At 63.7% G+C, this 19,955-nt stretch carries 15 protein-coding genes; 6 read left to right on the plus strand and 9 right to left on the minus strand.

The features are described 5' to 3' along the window. Positions 1-30: 30 nt before the first annotated feature. Positions 31-1,326, minus strand: coding sequence for a Mur ligase family protein (locus NL532_RS28670; RefSeq protein WP_023825872.1), 1,296 nt, complete (start codon positions 1,324-1,326; stop codon positions 31-33). Positions 1,327-1,506: 180 nt separating this feature from the next. After that, on the minus strand, positions 1,507-2,253 hold the full coding sequence (locus NL532_RS28675; protein WP_027049416.1) for an SDR family oxidoreductase: 747 nt from the start codon (positions 2,251-2,253) through the stop codon (positions 1,507-1,509). 322 nt (positions 2,254-2,575) lie between these two features. Here NL532_RS28675 and zwf point away from each other — a divergent pair, with 322 nt between their 5' ends. The 3 genes from zwf to edd all read left to right on the plus strand — a co-directional run bounded on the left by zwf (position 2,576) and on the right by edd (position 6,631). Continuing rightward, positions 2,576-4,045 carry a glucose-6-phosphate dehydrogenase gene (gene zwf / locus NL532_RS28680; RefSeq protein WP_023827903.1) on the plus strand — a complete coding sequence of 490 codons (1,470 nt, stop codon included), beginning with the start codon at positions 2,576-2,578 and terminating at the stop codon, positions 4,043-4,045. After that, entirely contained in the window at positions 4,027-4,743 is a 717-nt protein-coding gene (gene pgl / locus NL532_RS28685) for a 6-phosphogluconolactonase (RefSeq protein ID WP_023692386.1), read from the plus strand. Before zwf ends, pgl begins: the two co-directional genes overlap by 19 nt. Positions 4,744-4,807: 64 nt before the next feature. Then, positions 4,808-6,631, plus strand: coding sequence for a phosphogluconate dehydratase (gene edd, locus NL532_RS28690; RefSeq protein ID WP_023692387.1), 1,824 nt, complete (start codon positions 4,808-4,810; stop codon positions 6,629-6,631). 77 nt (positions 6,632-6,708) lie between these two features. On the opposite strand, the gene NL532_RS28695 is transcribed toward edd, so the two are convergent. The 4 genes from NL532_RS28695 to NL532_RS28710 form a co-directional block, all read right to left on the minus strand. Further along, the gene (locus tag NL532_RS28695) at positions 6,709-8,367 is read right to left on the minus strand and encodes a vWA domain-containing protein (RefSeq protein ID WP_023827902.1); all 1,659 of its coding nucleotides are present in this window, start codon (positions 8,365-8,367) and stop codon (positions 6,709-6,711) included. 150 nt (positions 8,368-8,517) lie between these two features. Continuing rightward, on the minus strand, positions 8,518-9,516 hold the full coding sequence (locus NL532_RS28700; protein ID WP_032891834.1) for a GlxA family transcriptional regulator: 999 nt from the start codon (positions 9,514-9,516) through the stop codon (positions 8,518-8,520). 17 nt (positions 9,517-9,533) lie between these two features. Continuing rightward, positions 9,534-10,433 (minus strand): bifunctional methylenetetrahydrofolate dehydrogenase/methenyltetrahydrofolate cyclohydrolase FolD, encoded by a 900-nt coding sequence (folD, locus tag NL532_RS28705; RefSeq protein WP_023669302.1) that lies wholly within the window; start codon positions 10,431-10,433, stop codon positions 9,534-9,536. A 355-nt stretch (positions 10,434-10,788) separates the two neighbouring features. Next, positions 10,789-13,077, minus strand: a complete 2,289-nt coding sequence (locus NL532_RS28710) for a GumC family protein (RefSeq protein ID WP_023692390.1) — start codon at positions 13,075-13,077, stop codon at positions 10,789-10,791. 198 nt (positions 13,078-13,275) lie between these two features. Between NL532_RS28710 and NL532_RS28715 the strand changes: the two genes are divergently transcribed. Continuing rightward, entirely contained in the window at positions 13,276-14,571 is a 1,296-nt protein-coding gene (locus tag NL532_RS28715) for a lipopolysaccharide biosynthesis protein (RefSeq protein ID WP_023669300.1), read from the plus strand. On the opposite strand, the gene NL532_RS28720 is transcribed toward NL532_RS28715, so the two are convergent. The 3 genes from NL532_RS28720 to NL532_RS28730 are packed head-to-tail and all read right to left on the minus strand — an operon-like array spanning position 14,568 to position 17,451. Continuing rightward, positions 14,568-15,491 carry a DUF6492 family protein gene (locus NL532_RS28720; protein ID WP_023669299.1) on the minus strand — a complete coding sequence of 308 codons (924 nt, stop codon included), beginning with the start codon at positions 15,489-15,491 and terminating at the stop codon, positions 14,568-14,570. The two genes, NL532_RS28715 and NL532_RS28720, sit on opposite strands and share 4 nt — an antisense overlap. Continuing rightward, positions 15,488-16,282 (minus strand): WecB/TagA/CpsF family glycosyltransferase, encoded by a 795-nt coding sequence (locus tag NL532_RS28725; RefSeq protein ID WP_023669298.1) that lies wholly within the window; start codon positions 16,280-16,282, stop codon positions 15,488-15,490. Before NL532_RS28725 ends, NL532_RS28720 begins: the two co-directional genes overlap by 4 nt. Then, positions 16,279-17,451 (minus strand): glycosyltransferase, encoded by a 1,173-nt coding sequence (locus NL532_RS28730; protein ID WP_023669297.1) that lies wholly within the window; start codon positions 17,449-17,451, stop codon positions 16,279-16,281. The genes NL532_RS28725 and NL532_RS28730 overlap by 4 nt, the downstream gene beginning before the upstream one ends. A 173-nt stretch (positions 17,452-17,624) precedes the next feature. Between NL532_RS28730 and NL532_RS28735 the strand changes: the two genes are divergently transcribed. Both NL532_RS28735 and NL532_RS28740 read left to right on the plus strand, forming a co-directional pair. Further along, a complete protein-coding gene (locus NL532_RS28735; RefSeq protein ID WP_023827901.1) occupies positions 17,625-18,623 on the plus strand; it encodes a glycosyltransferase family 2 protein in 999 nt (332 codons plus the stop codon). After that, a complete protein-coding gene (locus tag NL532_RS28740; RefSeq protein ID WP_023827900.1) occupies positions 18,592-19,911 on the plus strand; it encodes an O-antigen ligase family protein in 1,320 nt (439 codons plus the stop codon). The genes NL532_RS28735 and NL532_RS28740 overlap by 32 nt, the downstream gene beginning before the upstream one ends. The last annotated feature ends 44 nt before the right edge of the window (positions 19,912-19,955 follow it).

A 19,955-nucleotide genomic window follows, 5' to 3' on the forward strand; every position in this document is an offset into this window, starting at 1 on the left:
ACGGGCGCTGGCGTGCTTCAGCCAAAGATTCTAGCGGCCGAGGAGCCGCAGCAGTCTGTGCTTGCGGCGCTTCGATTTTCTCTGCGCCACAAACTCACGGTGCTGCTCAAACGGCACTTCATAGAGGCCGCATTGCTCGCATCCCTCGGTCTTGCCGCATACCGAAACCCAGCACTGGACGTCGTGGGTCCAGGCAAGAGCGACACGCTCGAGGTGCAGATTGGACGAGCTCTTGAGCAGGATCAACTCGTCACGCTGCGCGGTTTGGGCGATGTAGTCCGACACTTCCCTGGCCGTGCGCAATTCGATGAAGCGGCCGCTGTCGCGATCTGCCTGGTTCGCCTTGGAGCGATGGGCATGATCGCCGGCATAAATCACCTGGTCTGCAATCTCGCGCGCGCTGCTGTAGGCTTGGGCATATCTGTTATTCGAGCCGGAAAAATCCGATAGCTGGCCAAGAACGATACGTTTTCGCCCGAATGTCGATCCGGCTACCATGTCGAAGGCAAGGCTCAGCGAATGCCAGGGCGCCTTTGCGGCATCCACGATGAAGTGGGGGCCGCCCGCGGGGACGAGCACCTGGCCGCGATTTTCCAGAGGCTGGAACGTCGCGGTTCTGTCCTTGACCATCTGCGCAGGCACGCCCAGTTCAAGAGCGGTTGCAACCGCCGCTGACGTCGGCAGCCAGAAATGCTGGCCGGGGAACGACGTCTCGATATCGAGCACACCGCCGCGCCAGTGGAGCGAGAACCGCAACGGCTTGGGATAGGCTGCCTCGATATCGCTGACGCGATAATCCGCCTGCTCCGATGTGCCGAATGTGACGGAACGGCAATAGCTCGCCGAGGCCATGCCCATCACAAGAGGGTCATCGGCATTGAGCATCGCGAAGCCGCCCGGCTCCAGCGCCGCGACTAGGGCGCTCTTTTCTCGAGCGACGTTTTCCACAGTCTTGAAACTGGCCCGATGCTCCAGCCGGACCATTGTGACAACAGCCACGTCGGGGCGAAGCAACTCGGCCATGGGCTTCATTGTATCCGGGCCGAATGCAGCAGCCTCGAAGACGACGTAGTCGGTTTTGCCGCCCTTTCCCATTCGCCTGGATAGGGTCGAGACCAACACCTTCATAGTGTTGGCCAGAACCTGTGTGTGGACCGAACCGTGGCCAGCCAGGATGTGTCCAAGCAGGCTTCCCGCCGTCGTCTTGCCGGAGCTTCCGGTAACGCCGATGAAAATTGCCTTGCTTCGCGCCCGCGCACGCGTGGCCAGGTAAAGCCGCAGCCGCCATCCCAGATCATAGCGACTTTTCTGCTGCCTGATCTTCATCACCCGCCAACACTATCCACGATCCCGTTATGCCTTTCGGGTGATCGAGAAGTCAAACTGGGGTCCGGCGTGACGACGTCAACTGTTCGTTCCTCGGCCGGCCGGCGCACCGATGCGAACTTTTGCCGACGTTGCTCTGTCTGCCGTGCATTGCGAACAGCGAGGTACTTCCCGAATTGCTCAAATGCAGCGGCCGCCGTCGACCTCCAGCGCCACGCCGGTGATGAAGGCGGCTTCGTCCGACGCAAGCCAAAGCGCAGCGTTGGCGATATCGAGCGGCGTCGACAGACGGCCGAGCGGTATCGAGGCACGGAATTTCTCGCGGATCTCGGGCGTGTCAGTGCCCATGAATTTCTCCAGCATGCCGGTCTCGCCGGCGACCGGGCAAAGGCAGTTCACGCGGATGTTCTTGGGCGCGAGTTCGACCGCCATCGACTTGGTCGCGGTGATCGCCCAGCCCTTCGAGGCATTGTACCAGGTGAGCCCCGGACGCGGCCGCAGACCGGCGGTCGAAGCCGTGGTCAGGATGACGCCGCCGCCCTGCCGCTCCATGATCGGCACCACGGCAAGTGCGGCGTGGTAGATCGCCTTCATGTTGACTGAAGTGATCAGGTCGAAGGTCGCCTCGTCGACGTCGAGCATGTCGCCATTGCGATGGGTGTAGCCGGCATTGTTGACCATGATATCGATGCGGCCGAAGGCGCTTTTTGCGGCATAGACCATCTCGTCGAATTCGGAACGCTGCGAAACGTCGGTCTGGGTCCAGATCGCGGCCTGGCCGATCTCTGCTGCAACGCGCTCCGCGCCCTTGGCGTTGAGGTCGGCGACGACGACCTTGGCGCCCTCTTCGGCAAAGCGCCTGGCCATGCCTTCGCCGAAACCTGACGCAGCACCCGTGATGACGGCAACCTTGTTTTCCAGACGCATGCTTTTTCCGCTCATTGAAGACCCACCTCGCAAGCGCATTTTTCCTTTTTGTTTGATGCGTGTCTGTCTCCCAGAACCGCTTCGCACTTCTGGGCGACACGCATTAGCTTTCGTCACATTCCCGCTTTATGTTGCAGGCGCGAAAGCCCCGGGACCATCGCTTGACGAAAAGCCTCCGGGTGGCAGCCAGTGTCAAGGCACATTTGGAGCGAATCAATATGCAGTGATTTGGCCTTGATGTGACACCATGGCACTGGATAGTTTAAATCGATTAGATTATATCCTGCCGCGTCACAGCGAGCGGCGTCAAAGCGGACAGACCATGACCAGCCAGATCATTCCCGTCGAGCCTTTCGACTTCGTCATTTTCGGCGGCACCGGCGACCTGTCGGAACGCAAGCTGCTGCCCTCGCTCTACCACCGCCAGCGCGACCACCAGTTTTCCGAGCCGACCCGCATCATCGGCACCTCGCGCTCCAAGATGAGCGACGAGGAATTCCAGGCTTTCGCCAAGCAGGCGATTTCCCAGCATGTGAAGCCGGCCGACATCGACGCCGAGGAACTCAAGACATTTCTTGCCCGGCTGTCCTACGTATCGGCCGACGCGACGACGGGTGCCGGCTTCGACAAGCTGAAAAAGGCGATCGGCGAAAGCGACCGCATCCGCGCTTTCTATCTGGCGGTGGCGCCGGCGCTGTTCGGCGACATCTCGCACCAGCTGAAAGCCCACAATCTCATCACGCCGAATTCACGCATCGTGCTGGAGAAGCCGATCGGCCGCGACCTCGATTCGGCGCGCAAGCTTAACGACGTGGTTGGAGACGACTTCCACGAAAGCCAGATCTTCCGCATCGACCACTATCTCGGAAAGGAGACGGTGCAGAATCTGATGGCGCTGCGCTTTGCCAACGCGCTCTATGAGCCGCTTTGGAATTCTGCCCATATCGACCATGTGCAGATCACGGTAGCCGAGACCGTCGGTCTTGAAGACCGCGTCACCTACTACGACAAGGCCGGCGCGCTGCGCGACATGGTGCAGAACCACATGCTGCAGCTGCTCTGTCTGGTTGCCATGGAAGCGCCATCGTCGATGGATGCCGATGCCGTGCGCGACGAGAAGCTGAAGGTGCTGCGGGCGCTGAAGCGCATCAACGGCAATGAGGCACCCAAGCACACCGTGCGCGGCCAATACCGCGCCGGCGCCTCTGCAGGCGGCGCGGTGAAAGGCTATGTCGAGGAACTTGGCAAAGACAGCTCCACCGAGACCTTCGTCGCCATCAAGGCCGAGATCGGCAATTGGCGCTGGGCCGGCGTGCCATTCTATCTCAGGACCGGCAAAAGGCTGGCGACCCGCGTTTCGGAAATCGTCATCGAGTTCAAGCCGATCCCGCATTCGATCTTCGGCGACAGCGCCGGGCCGATCTCAGCCAACCAACTGGTGATCCGGCTGCAGCCCGACGAAGGCGTCAAGCAGTTCATCATGATCAAGGATCCAGGCCCGGGCGGCATGCGGCTGCGCCAGATTCCGCTCGACATGAGCTTTGCAACATCTTTCGACGGCCGCGCGCCGGACGCCTATGAACGGCTAATCATGGATGTTATCCGCGGCAACCAGACGCTGTTCATGCGCCGCGACGAGGTCGAGGCGGCATGGAAGTGGATCGACCCGATCCAGAACGCCTGGGAAAGCGCCAGGCAGGAGGCGCAAGGCTATACGGCCGGCACATGGGGTCCCTCGGCCTCGATTGCGCTGATCGAACGCGACGGGCGGACATGGCACGAAAGCAGTTGAGCGAGCCCGTCTATAACTGGAACGGCTTTGCCGGGCGCCAGGACTTGGCGGCAGCCCTTGCCGGCAATGTCGCGGCGCGCCTGACCAAGGCCATCGACGAGCGCGGCACGGCCCTGCTTGCCGTTTCCGGCGGCACCACGCCGGCAAAGTTCTTTGCAGCACTTTCGGCCATTCCGATCGCCTGGAACAAGGTGACGGTGACGCTGGTCGACGAACGGTTCGTGCCGGCCTCCTCGCCGCGCTCGAATGCGGGGCTGGTGGCGGCCAACCTGCTCCAGAACAAGGCGGCTGCCGCGCACTTCGTGCCGCTCTACCATGAGGCGGCAAGCATCGAGACCGCCGCGGCGGCCGACGATGCGGCGCTGAAGGCTCTGCCCTGGCCCCTCGATGTCGTCGTGCTCGGCATGGGCGGCGACGGCCACACCGCCTCGTTCTTTCCCGACGCCGAGAATCTCGGCGATTTGCTCGACCCGGCCTCATCAAGGATCGTGCTGCCGGTTCACGCGGCAAGCGCCGGCGAACCCCGGTTGACGCTGCCGCTGGCGCGGATCGTCGGCGCCGGCTTCATCGCGCTGCATATAGAAGGCGAGGACAAGCGCACCGCCTTCGACGGTGCGATGGGACCGGGTGCGAAAAAGCCCATCCGCAAAGTGCTCGAAGCGGCACCCACCCCGGTAGAGGTGTTCTGGGCACCCTGATTTCACGCAAAGTAGTCCCGGCAGACGGTGGAGGACGTTCTTCCGGGGCTCGAAAGGACCGACCATGACAGCCAGACGCGACATCGAAGCCATCACGGAACGCATCCGCCAACGCTCGAAAGCCGGCCGCGAGCGCTATCTGGGCCGCATCGCCGAGGCGTCCAGCCGCACCGCCAACCGGGGCGTCCTGTCTTGCGGCAACCTCGCGCATGGCTTTGCCGTCTGCAGCCCGTCTGAAAAGCTGGCGCTCGGCGCCGACAAGGTGCCGAACCTCGGCATCATAACCTCCTACAATGACATGCTGTCGGCGCATCAGCCCTTCGAAACCTTCCCGGCGCTGATCAAGGAAGCCGCGAAGGAAGTTGGCGGCATCGCGCAAGTGGCCGGCGGCGTGCCCGCCATGTGCGACGGCGTGACCCAGGGACAGCCCGGCATGGAGCTGTCGCTGTTTTCGCGCGACGTGATCGCCATGTCGGCGGCGATCGGCCTGTCGCACAACATGTTCGACGCCGCCGTCTATCTCGGCGTCTGCGACAAGATCGTGCCGGGGCTGGTGATTGCAGCCCTCACCTTTGGCCATCTGCCGGCGGTGTTCGTGCCGGCAGGGCCGATGACGACGGGCCTCCCCAATGACGAGAAGGCCAAGGTCCGCCAGCTCTATGCCGAGGGCAAGGCCGGACGCGCAGAACTGCTCGAAGCGGAGTCCAAATCCTATCACGGGCCGGGCACCTGCACGTTCTATGGCACCGCCAATTCCAACCAGATGCTGATGGAGATCATGGGCCTGCATACGCCCGGCGCGTCCTTCGTCAATCCAGGCACGCCGCTGCGCGACGCGCTGACGCGCGAGGCGACCAGGCGAGCCCTGGCGATCACCGCGCTCGGCAACGCCTACACGCCGGTCGGCCGCATGATCGACGAGCGCTCTTTGGTCAATGGCGTCGTCGGCCTGCACGCCACCGGCGGCTCTACCAACCACACCATCCATCTCATCGCCATGGCCGCGGCGGCCGGCATCACGCTTACCTGGCAGGACATTTCCGACCTGTCGGAAGCGGTGCCGCTTCTCGCGCGCGTCTATCCGAACGGGCTTGCCGACGTGAACCATTTCCATGCCGCCGGCGGGCTCGGCTTCCTGATCCGCGAATTGCTCGACGAAGGCATCCTGCATGAGGATGTGCAGACGGTATGGGGCGAAGGCCTGAGGCCCTATGCGGTCGAGGCCCGGCTCGGCGAAGATGGCGGCGTCGTGCGTGAAGCCTCGCCGCTGCAGAGCGGTGACGAGAAGGTGCTGGCGCCGTTCAAGAAGGCCTTCCAGCCGACCGGCGGCCTGAAAGTGCTCGCCGGCAATCTCGGCCACGCCGTCATCAAGACGTCCGCCGTGAAGCCGGAACGCCGCGTCATCGAGGCGCCGGCCAAGGTGTTCGACAGCCAGCAGGGACTGAACGAAGCCTTCAAGGCCGGCACGCTGACCGGCGACTTCATTGCCGTCATCCGCTTCCAGGGCCCGAAGGCCAACGGCATGCCGGAACTGCACAAGCTGACAACCGTGCTCGGCATCCTGCAGGATCGCGGCCAGCGCGTCGCGCTGGTCACGGACGGGCGCATGTCTGGCGCTTCCGGCAAGGTGCCGGCGGCGATCCATGTAACGCCGGAAGCGGTCGAGGAAGGACCGATCGCCAGGATCCATGACGGCGACATCATCCGGCTCGACGCCGATGCCGGCACGCTGGAAGTGCTGGTGCCGGGGCCCGAGCTCGCGCTGCGCCGCACGGCCGACATCGATCTCATCGGCAACGAGTTCGGTTTCGGCCGCGAGCTGTTCGCCGGTTTCCGCCAGTTGGTCGGCCGCGCCGACCATGGCGCCAGTGCTTTCGGCACTGCCTGAGGCATCATTGCCTATTTTGTAAAAAGGGCGGCTCGAGCTCGGTTTGAGGCCGCCCTTTGGTGAGGGATGGATGGAGATTACGGCTGAACCGTAATCTCGCTCCGTTCGCCGGCCTTGACCGTCACCGGCATTTCCTTGTCATGGCCTTGATCGGACATGTGGCGGAGGACGACATAGTCGCCGGCCGGGATAGTCTGCTGCCAGGTGTCGCCATAGTTCAGGCCGAGCGCCTTGCGGTTGCCCTGGATATCCTTCTTCGACGACAGCACCTCGATCGAATAGGCGCCCGGCGCCGACATCACCAGCACGCCGGCATCGAGCGTCACCTTGACGTCCTTGACGTCGCCAACCTTGACGCTGAAAGGCTGCTCGACGGTTGCGAGCTCAAGCGAGGTGACCGCGACATAGTCGTCCGGCGGCAGCCAGAATTTGCTGTCGGGCCCATAGGAGTGGGCGACATCGTCACGCGAGCCGTCGATCTTTTTCTTGGCCTTGACGATCTGGACGCTGATGCCCGAGGAGTCGGCCTTGTCGCCGCCTGCAGTGTAGTAGGCGTTGACGGCGGCATGGCCGACGCCGACGACTATGTCTTTTTCCACAGTCTGCCCGGCGGCGAGCTGGATGTTCTCGGTCACCGAGCCGCTGCCGATCGCAACCGTCACCTTCTGCTCACCAGCCGGCACGATGATCCTGGTGTCGCCATAGTGGGTGGTGCTGCCGCCCGGGAAGGCGAAATCGACATGGGCTTCGTCACTGATCTCGGCGCCCTGGCTTGGCTTCGGATGGATGAGCATGGTGCCGGCGTTCAAGGTGAAGAGCGGCTTGTAGACCTGGCCCGCCTCGATCTTGACCTTCTGTTCCGCCCGAGCTTCGTCGGCGCGCGCGACGACGACATAGTCGCCCGGCTCGAGATTGGCCTCGTAGTTGTTGTACTGGGTGGTGACGGCCTCGCCGTGCGTGCCATCGGCCTTGGCCTTGTAGACCTCCCAGGCATTGCCGTCGGTGATCGGATCGCCGCCTTCGGCCATGACCACGCTCGGGATGAAATTGAATTCGGGCTTTGCCGGTTCAGGGGCTGGAGCTGGCGCTGGCGCCGGTGCGGGTTCAGGTGCCGGCGCGGCGACGGTTTCGATCAGTGCTTGCTGCAGCGCCTTCTCGTCCGAGGCCTGGATATATTTGCCGCCGGTGTTGTCGGCGAGGCAGGCGATCTGCTTGCCCTCGTCAGCGGTCAGGCCGAAGCCGACGACGTCGACGGTGAAATCGACGCCTGAGGCCTCCAGTTCCCCGCCCAGCGCGCACGGGTCACCTTCGCAGGTTTCAAGCCCATCGGTGATGAGAACCACGGTCGCCTTGTCCTCGGTGTATTTCAGAGCTTCGGCCGCCTGCTTGACGGCTGCGGTCAGCGGCGTCTTGCCGAGGAATTTCAGGCTGTCGGCAGCGGCCGAAATGGCGCTAGCCGAGCCGGCTTGCGGCGGCACGATCAGCTCGATGTCGTCGCAGCTGCCCTTTTCGCGGTGGCCATAGGCCATGAAGCCGATCTCGTCGTCGCCCGGGACCGACTGCAGTACGGTCCTCAGCGATTCGCGCGCGATCTCGAGCTTCGGCTTGCCGTCGATCTGGGCCCACATCGAGCCTGAAGCGTCAAGAATGATGATAACCTTGTTGGCGGCAAAGCCGAGCGAAGTCATCGACAAAAGGAGCAGCGCCGCAGCGACGCTCCGCAAAAGTCCCGCCATGGAAATCTCCTTGAGGCCGCCCTCTTATATGCGGCGGCAAGCTATTTGACGCCGCGTCCGGGCACAAGCCCCGGAGCGGGTCACGAACGGTTGCCGTGTAACAGGATCGGCGCCGGCCGAGGCCTGTTCCGAGGCCGGCTAAGCACCGCGTCAGTACGTGGTGCGCCGCTCTTCGGAAGGCGGACGGCCGAACTGCAGCCGGTAGCTCTGGGCAAAATAGGAGTGCGAGGTAAAGCCGGTGGCAATGGCCACGTCGAGGATCGGCATGTTGGTCTGGCGCAGCAGTTCGCGCGCCCGCTCAAGCCTGAGCCGCATGTAGTAACGACCGGGCGTGACGCTCAAATGGCGCAGGAACAAGCGCTCGACCTGGCGCACCGACAGGCCCGCCGATTTGGCAAGCTGCACGGCTGATAGCGGCTCGTCGAGATGGTCGGCCATCAGTTCGACGATGCGCCTTAGCTTCTCCGACTTGCCGGTCAGGTCGCGCTCCGGCCCGACGCGCTGGCGGTCGCCGGCGGAGCGGATGCGCTCATGCTGGAACTGGTTGGCAACGCCGTTGGCGAGGTTCGAGCCGAAGTCGCCACGCACGATCTCCAGCATCAGGTCGATCGAGGTCGTGCCACCGGCGCAGGTGTAGCGCTTGCGGTCGATCTCGAAGACGTTGCCGGTGCAGTTGATGTCGGGAAAGCGCTCGACGAAGCCGGCGCGGTTTTCCCAATGAATGGTGCAGCGATAACCTTCGAGCTGACCGGCTTCGGCCAGGAGGTAAGAGCCCACCGACAGCGCGCCGAGCGCATTGCCGCGCCGGCCCCAGCTGCGCAGCGCCGCCAGCACCTTGCTCTTGCCGGGGAACTCGACCGACAGGCCCACCGACACGAACAGGATATCGACGGGCGGCAAATCGGCGACGGCATAGTCGATCTTGAGCGGCAGGCCGTTGGAGGCCATGACGGGATCGCCGTCGGCCGAGACCGTCGTCCAGCCATAGAAATCGCGGCCGAGCAGGCGGTTGGCCGAGCGGAAGGTATCGATCGCCGCTGCCAGCGAAAACATCGAAAACTTGTCGACCAGCAGGAACGCGAATTGCCGGCCCCCTTGAACGGGATCATCCACGACCGGCCGTTCAGAGGGTACAGTAAGGTTCGGCAAAGAAGCTGCTTTCTGGGTCAGAAGGAAGGCCGCTTCAAGCCGGCCGCAAGGTAGGCTGAGGCTAACGTATTGGCCATCAGCATGGCAATGGTCATCGGTCCGACACCGCCGGGCACGGGGGTGATGGCGCCGGCGGCCTTGGCCGCTTCGGCATAGGCTACATCGCCCACGAGGCGGGTTTTGCCTTCGCCCTTCTCGGGTGCGGCAATGCGGTTGATCCCGACATCGATCACGGTGGCGCCGGGCTTGACCCAGTCGCCCTTGATCATTTCGGGCCGGCCGACGGCGGCAACCAGAATGTCGGCTGTGCGGGCCAGCGCCGGCAGATCCTTGGTGCGGCTGTGGGCAATGGTGACGGTGCAGTTGGCGGCAAGCAACAGATTTGCCATCGGCTTGCCGACGATGTTGGAGCGGCCGACGACGACCGCGTTGAGGCCGGAAAGATCCTTGCCGCGCACGCGTTCGATCAAAAGCATGGAGCCAGCCGGCGTGCAGGGCACGAAGGCTGTTTCGAGTTCGCCGGTGCCGAGCTTGCCGACATTGATGAAATGAAAGCCGTCGACATCCTTTTGTGGCGCGATGGCCTGGATGATCTTGCCGGCATCGATATGGGCGGGAAGCGGCAGCTGCACCAGAATGCCGTTGATGGCCGGATCGGCGTTGAGTTCGCCGATGATCTTCAGCAGTGCCGCTTCGGACGTGTCGGCCGGCAGTGTGTGCTGCAGCGAATGAAAGCCGCATTCCTTGGCGGTGCGCGACTTCGACGCGACATAGACCTGGCTTGCCGGATCCTCGCCGACGATGACCACCGCCAAGCCGGGCTGGGCCTTTCCCTTGGCGACCAGGTCCTCGGTCAAGGCCTTGACCTTCTGAACCACGTCTGCGGCGACGATCTTTCCGTCAATCACTTCGGCCATGAACCATCCTCGACATCATTCCAGCCAAGGCGCGGCGCGCGCCTTGAACGTTGCTTCGTGCATGTCGTTGTTCCAAACGTTCCGCCCATTCGGGTAAAGCCCGACGGCAGCGTTTTTTGGGCGCCATGCTGCGCGGCATTGTCACGAAATTTGGCCTAAGCAATCCCGTCAAAGCGCCGTCACATGCCGTAAACTCGAAACCGGCAGCTTTTATTCTGTGCTGACGGGCTCAGAGCGACTCATCCTTTCACGGAAAGGCTGAACCGCTCTATTTCTTGTTTTGACGCAATTCCCAAGGGAAAGCGCGCTACGCGCTTTTCCCGGGAAAACCGTTTCACACTTTTCCTGGAATTGCTCAGAAATAGCGGCGGTGCGAACGGCTTTCGGTGAGTTCGCGCACCGCTTCGCGAAATTCGCGCAGGCTGGCGCGGATATCGTCGATTTGCGCCTGCTGGTCTTCCGGCGCCGCCCCAGCGGGCTGCGGAGAAGACCACGGCCCGGACGCCGCGGGCATCGGCTGAGCCTGCGAATAGGCATAGTCAGCCGGCTGACGAGGCTGCGCGTAGCCAGGCTGCTGCGCAGGGGAATTGGCGTGCGGAACCTCGTTCCGGAAGTCCGGCTGGCGATAGCCCACAGGCTCCTGCACCGGCCTTGTATATTCGGCGGCTGGTTGGGCGCGGTAGGTCTCGACGGGTTCGCCTGACGTCCCGCTACCCGGCGCGGCTTTGCGCATCGCCGAGAACAGTCCGTCGAACAGACCTGGGCTCCGGGCGGGAGCGGCCGCGGTCGGCAACACCGGAGGTGCTGCCGGTGGCGGCGCCACAGGCAGCGGCGCGCGATAGACCTTGTCCTCGACCGGAGGGGGGCGCTCGTCCATTCTGCCGCGCGAACGCGAATTGGCAGCGCCGCGCAGGCTGGCAAAGGCGCCGCGCATGGCGCCGACACCGATGCCCGAAGCAAGCCCGAGCAGCAGGCCGGCCATCGCTATTACAGCCCGCGACGGTCCGTTGGGTTCGAGCGGCGGTTGCGCGGGGGTCATCAGATTGATGTTGGTGGTGTTGATGTTTTGCTGTTCGCCGGTCTCCTTGGCGCGCAGAAGGTACTGTTCGTAGACGGAGCGTTTGGCCGTGGCGTCACGCTCCAGTTCGCGCAGGCTGACCAGATCGCTGTTGACGTCGCCGCTCTGGACCTTTGCCTGAGCCAGGCGGGAAGCGAGATCCTGCTCAAGCTGAACCGAGCGCTTCAAATCGACCTGCAGCGACGAGGCGATGCGGCGCAGTTCGCCTGCGATGCGCTCGCGCGAGCCGTCGAGCTGGGCGTTGAGCGCCTGGTATTCGGGATGACGCGGTCCCAGACGCACGGCGGCGCGGTCGGCCTCCTGCTTCAAAACTGCATATTGCGCGCGCAGTTCGCTCATCGTGTTGGAATTGATTTCTTCCGGCAAGGTGCCGTTGATGACCGAATTGACGTCCAGCGAACGCGCCGACGCGGCCCGGGCATTGAGTTCCAGCGTACGGGCCCGGGTGACTGAGAGCTGCTCGTTGAGCTTCAGCATCTGGTCGTCGCTGATCAGATGGCCCTGCGCGTCGACGAGATCATGCGTGGCCCTGAAATCCTCGACCTTGCGCTCCGCTGTCTCGACATTCTTGCGCAGGTCATCGAGCTTGGCCGTCAGCTGGTCCGTCGCGCGCCCGGCCATCCCGAACTGGTATTGGGCCGCCTCCTGCTGGAAAACGTCCCTGGTCGTATTGGCTATCTTCGCCGATTTGTCGGCGCTTTGAGTGGTGGCGCTGATGGAAACGACAAAGCTCTTGCCGCTGCGCTCAACCGACAGGCTCTTGGCCAGATTGCCGACCGCCAGCGCCTGGCGGCGCACTTCACCGCCGCCGCCAGGGCCATCCTGGCGCGACAGTATCGAGCGAATGAGCGACAGGACGCCAAGGCCGCCAGAGCCCTGTCCGTTGAATTCCGGATCGTCGACGAGATTGAGATCGGCCACGACCTTGTCGAGGACCTTGCCGGATGTCACCATCTTGATGCGGGTTTCGACAACAGCCAGCGCCGCATCGGGCTGCCCGACCGGTTGGGTGAGATCGTTGTCGGAAAGCTTCAGGTCGCCTGGCTCGATGACCATCTGTGTGGTGGCTTCGTATTTCTTCGGTGTCGAAACGGCGACGGCGACGCCGAGCACCGTGCCCAATATCGTCGTCGAGACGATCAGCAACTTGGAACGACTAATGCCGCGGACGACCTGGAGCGGATCGATCAGCGGCTTCCATTCCTGCCCGTCATCGTCGTCGCGGTCCGGTCGCTGCTCGTGGAAAGAGCGGAGCTCATAGGCGGCGTGCTGCTGACGCCGGCCGGAAACAGGCTCCTCACGCGCGCTGGCGGCCGAAACGGGTTCGCCGTCGGCCTGGAACTGCGGCGGCTCGGGCGGTGACGTTGGCGCCGGATTCGACCGCGCCTCGCGTTGCGAGCGGGCTATGCGGTGACGCGTGGCGGCGTCCTCGCGCCATGACGGATCCACCCGGTCACCGATCGAGACCGCCGACGCATCCGCCGCCTCATCGCCGCGCACGGCTTTGCCGAGCGCCAGGAGGGAGCGCTCGCGCCTCCAGTCTTCACGGTTTTCCCTGTCGACCATTGTCTCGAAACTTTACCTTCGACGGCGCAGGAGCGGCGGTCGGCCAATCGTTAAGTCACGCTAAACAGGCATGGGAAACAAAAGGTTAATTTCCGAAGTCTGCAAGTGAAAGTTTCTCGCTTCGCCACGCATTGCCGGGATCTGTAAAATGGCGTCAGAACCGCACGTTAAGCTTTGCGGCTTACGGCTTTCCTCGATATGACGCAGGCCAGCGACATACCGCAAAGGCGGACACTCGCCCGCATCGGCACCTTCCTCGCCGAAAGACGGGGGCTGGTTCGCGACTATCTTTCAGCCATCAGCGGCGCCGGCGGGCGGCTGGTGTTCTCGCTTGCCTATTTCATCGCACTTGCCAACACGCTGTCGATTGCCGAGTTCGGCATGTTCGCCACCGCCTCGGCGGCCGGCGTCATGCTGTCGCGCATCCTCGCTTTCGGCTTCATCTCGGCGCTTTACCGCACAGCCACCATCCGCCCCAATCTGATCGGCACCTTCACCGCCGGCTTCCTTTTGCTTGGCGCCGTGTCCTTACCACTGCTGGCGGCGGCCTCCTGGGGCGTCTACCTGATCTTCTTCGCCAGCACCGTTCCGCTGGCCGTCTTTGCCGCAATCGTCTTTGCAGAGGCGCTTTTGTGGCGGCCGGTCGAGGTGGTGCTGATCGTCAACAACGGGCTCGGCAAATTCGGCCGCGCCGCCGTGCTGTCGATCGTGGCCACGGCGTTCCGCGCGCTGGGCGCCGTGCTGTTCATGCTATCGGGCCAGCACAGCGTCTGGATCTGGTCGTTGTTCTACATCGGCGCCAACGCCGCCTCGCTGCTGCTGGCCTTCGGCTTCTATTATCCACGCCAGCGGCTGAGGCTGCGCACCGAGCTCTATCTCAGGCGGCTTGCCGATTCGATCTATGTTGCAGGAGCCGAAGTGCTGTTCTACCTGCAGTCGGAATTCGACAAGCTGCTCGTGCTGGCGATCGGCGGGCCGCATCTGGCCGGCATCTATGCCATCATCATGCGGCTGGTCGACCTGACGGCAATCCCGATCCGCACCTTCTCGATGATGCTGGTGCAGAGGATGATGCGGGCGCCGGAGCTGTTGTCGCGACTGCGGGTCAAGAGCGGTATCGAAGCCGGCGTGTTCCTGGTGTCGACATTGGCACTGGCCGCACTCGGCATCGTGCTGCATTTCTTCCCCAATGCACTTGGCCGGAATGTCGCCGAGGCGGCGCCCTTGGTGGCGTTGGCAATCGGCGTGCCGGGACTGCGCAACCTGGTCGAATACCAGGCCGAGCTGCTGTTCGCGCGCGGCCAGACCGCGCTCAGGGCGCTCAACCTCGGCCTGCTGGCGGGGCTGAAGGCGGTGCTGTTGACCTATGTGCTGACCACGATTGCCGACACGCCCAGGCTTGTCGTATCGCTCAATGTCGTCTTCCTGCTGCTCTATCTCGCCTCGGCGCTGCTAACCTATTCGGCGCTGCGCAAGCCCGCCAAGGCAATCTAAGCCAATCCGATCAGGCGGCGGATGCGGCCGATATCGGTGCCGATGAAGGATTGCATGCCGATCGCCACCTGCCCCGGTGCCATAGCGGCGACGAAGCTGCGGAATTCGTCATCCGACAGCGCCTCCCCGGTCCAGTGCACGCGGCAGAATTCCTCCGAGCCGTGGAAATGGCCGGCGCCCCCCAGCACATCGTCGACATAGCGGCCATAGATCATGCATTCGGAGAACCGGCGCACTGAAGCGATGACCTCGACCCAGCCGCGCGCGTGCACCTTCTCGATCTCGGCGCACATCGCCGTCACGGTCTGACGGCGCCAGGCGATCAGCGTCGAAATATAGTCGTGGTTCGAAACCTCGGATGCATCGATACCAATCGCCGAGGCCGCATTGCGCGACCAGATGCGATGCTCGTCGTGACCGTCGCTCGACAGCACGCCGTCGCGCCGGAACAGCCGCACCTTGCCGTCGCGCCAGAAGGCGCTCAGATCGAATGGCTTGAGGAAGGCGACGTCGGAATCGCAGAAGACCAGCACGTCTTCTCCAGCATGCGCAGCGATGGCGATGCGGCGCAGCTGCTGCACATGCCAGCCGCGCAGCGGCTGGGTCTTGAGACTGAGCCAGATGCGACGGCGAAAGAGGCTCATCGGATCGTCGAACACACGCAGCCAGCGCGGCAGCAGGTCGCGCTCGTCGACAACGCTGCGGCGGTCGTTTTCCAACTGGCGAAACAGCGCCACGTCGCGGTGCTCGACCAGAATGTAATGATGCGCCAAGCCGGAGACATGGCGGTCGAGGGTCTCGCACAACAGGCGGCAGCGTTCGAAATCCGGCGCATAGCTGGCGGTCACCACCGCCGCCGTCGGCGTTTGCGGCAGGGCACCGGTCTCGGCTGCAGGGCTCGGCACGACGCGGCTGTTCACCGCAACTCTCCGGCGGGCTCGGGCCGACGCGAGAATTTCTGCCTGACGACACGCAGCAGGAACACCGGATTGCCGACGACGTAGCGGCGCCACAGCCGGCCGGGCTCGATGCACAGACGGAACAACCATTCGAGCCTCAGCTGGCGCATCCACAGAGGCGCCCGCGGCACCGTGCCGGAGAGAAAATCGAGCAGCGCGCCGACGGCGATCGGCAGCGTGCAGTGGCGGGCATCGATATGACGGGCGATCCACAATTCCTGGCGCGGCACGCCCATGGCCACAAGCAGCACGTCGGGCCGCAATGCCTCGATGCGATCGACGATCGCCTGCTCTTCGGCGGGGGAGAAATAGCCGTCATGGATGACGACGAATTCGTGCTGCACCGCCAGAGCGGCTAGCCTGACCGACGCCGCCTCGGCGTTGGCGCGGGTGGCGCCAAGCAACCCGACGGTCAGCGGCCTCGCCGATGCCTGCAGAAAGGCCGGAATGAGATCAGTGCCGTTGAGATTGTCCGGGAACGGCGCGCCGTAGAGCAGCTTTGCCGCCAGATCGACGCCAACGCCGTCAGGCAGGATGAGGAAATCGTCGAGCGCCTCGGCAAAGACCGGATCGGTAGAGGCGATGTTGGCGTTGTGAGCGTTGAGAAAACTGACCTTGGTGAAGCGCCGCTCGGCAATCAGACGAGCGAGCAGCGCGATCGCGTCATCCCAGCCGATGGCAAGGACCGAAATGCCAAGGATCGTCTTCAGCGTATCGAGCCCGAAGGCGGCGCGGGCGGTGTGCATGTTCATGCAAACACCTCCTCCCCCACCGACCCGAGCTTTTCCAGGCCGAGCCTGATGGCGGCATCCAGTGCCTTGATCTGCCGGCGGTGAAAGGCGCTGCCATCGACATCCTTGACATCGGCCGCCGCTGCCTCCAGCGCGCCGGCGAAGGCGGCCGGATCGTCGGTGACGAAGCAATTTGCCGGGCGATGATCGATGCCGCGCAGCGAACGGCTGGTGGCGACCGACGGCAGGCCGAGCTCGAAGGTTTCGATGGTCTTGAGCTGAACGCCGCTGCCCGCGGTGCTGATCAGTGGAATGACGGCGGCGCCGCGCACGAAATTCTGGGCGTCGGACACGCGGCCGACAAATTCGACACCGGGATGGGCAGAGGTGATATCCGACGGCATGTTGCCGGCGACCCTGATGCGAAAGCTCCGGCGAAGATGCGGCACGACTTTTTCCAGGAACCAGTCGAGGCCGATGCGGTTCGGCTGCCAGGTCCAAGTGCCGATCAGCGCCGCGTCGCAATCGATGCGGCGCGGCTTGACCGGCTTTGGGGCCGTGGCAGTGGTCACCAGCGGCAGCACCGCCGAGCGGTCGTCGCTGGCAACGCCGAGTGCGGCGCGGTCTTCCTCGGCCAGCGTGAAGACGAAGCGAGCCCGGCGGCAGAGCCGCTCCTCCATGGTCTTGAGCAGCCTGGCCTCGCGGGCAAACAGCAGGCGCTGGAAGCGACTGTTTGCTGCTGCCGCATTCTCTTTGGCCGAACCATGTTCGACATTGTGGGCGACGAAAATCGAGGGACGGTCGGCGAACAGTTTTTCAAAGGCGCCGGCGAACTGCACCGAATTCAGGACATAGCCGTCGAAGGGACCGGCGCGCTCGATCGCGGCACGGACTTCGCTGTCGGAAACCGCGCGCAGCTTCACGGAAGCGAAGGTGAGCCCTGACAGCACCGCCTTGCCAAGCCAGGCGAGCTTCTGCCGCGCCGAGGCGCTTTCCGTGCGCACGTCGACGGCGCCGAGCACGATGGTGTTTTCGGGGTCGCTGGGCGCCTTGCCCGGCCAGATGAAGCCGATGACGGTGACGCGCACGCCGGCGCGCCGCAAGGCGGCGATGATCGCAGCGTTGGCGATCTCATAGCCCGAAGCGAGAGCGCCGTCGGGCACGATCGATGTGGCGAACAGCAGATGCATCTCACCTATCCAAGCGTCAGCCACTAGCAAAGCTGGGTGAACCCTTGATTAAATCATGCGACGCAACGGCTGAAAGGCGCGGACCGGCAGGCGCCGCTGCGAAAGGTGATTAACGAAACGTTATCGTCGCGGTGTTATCAAAAAGCCAGATTTAAAACATGCGGCTGGAGCGGATGATCCCTTTGCCATCGGACGGTTCGGTATCGATTGCGGGACGCTCTCCGGGGCTCGCCGCAGAGACGATCGAAGCCGTCGTCACGCTGCCGACCTTCATGCGGCCACAACTGCTGCTGGAAACGCTGGCGTCGCTGAAGGCACAGCAAACTAGCCGGCGCTTCGCCGTCATCGTCATCGAAAACGAAGCCAAGGCGCGTGAGGGCGCCAAGGCGGCCGTGCCGCTGTTCGAACGCGACGATATGAAAGGCATGGTCATCATCGCGCACGAGCGGGGCAATTGCAGTGCCTACAATGCCGGCTGGCGGACGGCGATCCTGCATTTTCCGGATTTCCGCCACCTGCTGGTCATCGACGATGACGAGATCGCCGACGCGGACTGGCTGGAGCGCATGTGCAAGACGGCGGAGACGCTTGGCGCCGACATTGTCGGTGGCCCGCAAGTGCCAGTGTTTACCGATCCTGCTCACGCCAAATGGGCCGAGCACCCCGTGTTTGCGCCGCCCTATCGCCAGACTGGACGCGTGGCCGCACTCTATTCCTCTGGCAACCTTCTGGTCGGGCGCAATGTGCTCACCATCATGGGGCCACCCTTCCTCGACCTGCGGTTCAACTTCATGGGCGGCGGCGATTCCGACTTCCTCAGCCGCTCGGCGCAGAAAGGTTTCGTGCTTGGCTGGTGCGCCGAGGCAAAGGTGCGCGAAGGCGTTCCAGCCCGGCGCGTCGAGGCTGACTGGATCCGCGCCCGATCCTTACGCAACGGTGTAATCTCGACGCTGGTCGAAAAGAAGAAGCGCGCCGGCACGCCATTCGCCGGCGCCAAGGTGTTTGCAAAAAGCCTGGCGCTGCTGATAGCCTCGCCCGTGCGCGGCGCAATCAAATTGGCGCGGACAGGATCGCTGTCGACGGCGCTTTACCCCGTCTATGTCTCGCTCGGCCGCGTGCTTGCCGAATTTGGATACGCCAATGAGCAATACAGGCAGCCTGAGAAGAACTGACGAGCTGCTGCTGGGCGGCATCGTCACCCGCGACGGCGTGGCGACGGCGATTGCCGCGCTGTTGTTTGCCGTCGTCATCGTGTCGTTCCGGCCGTTTCAGCCGGCAGGCGCGGAACTGACCGGCGACGGCGGCGACATCGTCAACCAGCTCGGCTTCAGTTCGCTCGGCGCCATTTCGATCTTCTCACTGCTGACGTTCGCCGACCCCAAGGTGGTGCGCTCGCTGCTCAGCCCGTCCTGGATTCTGATGCTCGGCTTTTTCATGCTTTCGGTCATCAACGCGACCGACCCGTCCTCGGCCATGCGCGCGGCCTTCTTCACGCTGCTTGGCGTTTTGACGATAGCGACGGTCCTGGTGCTGCCGCGCGACGCCGACAGTTTTTCGAAAGTCATCATATTCTGCGCGATCGTCGTTATCGGCCTGTCCTATATCGGCCTCATCGTCTTTCCGCATGAGGCCCTGCATACGGCCGATTCGCAGGAGCCCGAACATGCCGGCCTGTGGCGTGGTGTGTTCGCCCACAAGAACATTGCCGGACCAATCATGGCCTGCTTCAGCTTCGCCGGCCTCTATCTCTTCCGGCGCAGCCAGAAATTCTGGGGCGTGGCGATCTTCGGCGCGGCGATGATCTTCATGCTGCACACCGGCTCCAAGACGACGGCCGGCCTGGTGCCGTTCTCGATCCTGATCGTCGTGCTGCCGAGCCTGATCGGCATGCGGTTCGGCACGCCGGTCCTGTTTGCACTGGCGATCATTGCGACGGCCATCGGCACCTTAGGCATCGTCTTCATCCCGCCGGTGAAGGAGCTGGCGGCCACCTATTTCCCCGACCTCACCTATACCGGGCGCGCGACGCTGTGGGAGTTCTCCGGCGAGATGCTGGCGAAGAAGCCCTGGACCGGCTACGGCTATGAAAGCTTCTGGGGCACGCCGCTGCTGCTGAGCCAGGACCAGCCTTTCGACCGGGCCTGGGACATCCGGACCATCGTGCATGGCCATGACGGCTATCTCGACATTGCGGTGCTGATGGGCATCCCGGCGCTGTGCGTTGCCGTCTACACTTTCCTGATCGCGCCGCTGCGCGACTACATGCGCATCCCGCCGCGCAAGGAGAACATCTATCTCGGTGACTTCTTCATGATGGTGGTGCTGTTCACGGCGCTGAACGCGTTCCTGGAAAGCTTCTTCTTCCATCGCGGCGACCCGGTGTGGCTGTTCTTCGTGCTCGGCGTGCTTGGCTTGCGGCAAGTGTCGCTGCGGCCGATCGCGGTACGCCGGCGACCTTGACCGGCTGGCCTGGATCCAGCACCCCTTGAGGGGCTTTCCCGTCT

Source organism: Mesorhizobium sp. C120A (genome assembly GCF_030323105.1).
Classification (GTDB): Bacteria; Pseudomonadota; Alphaproteobacteria; order Rhizobiales; family Rhizobiaceae; genus Mesorhizobium.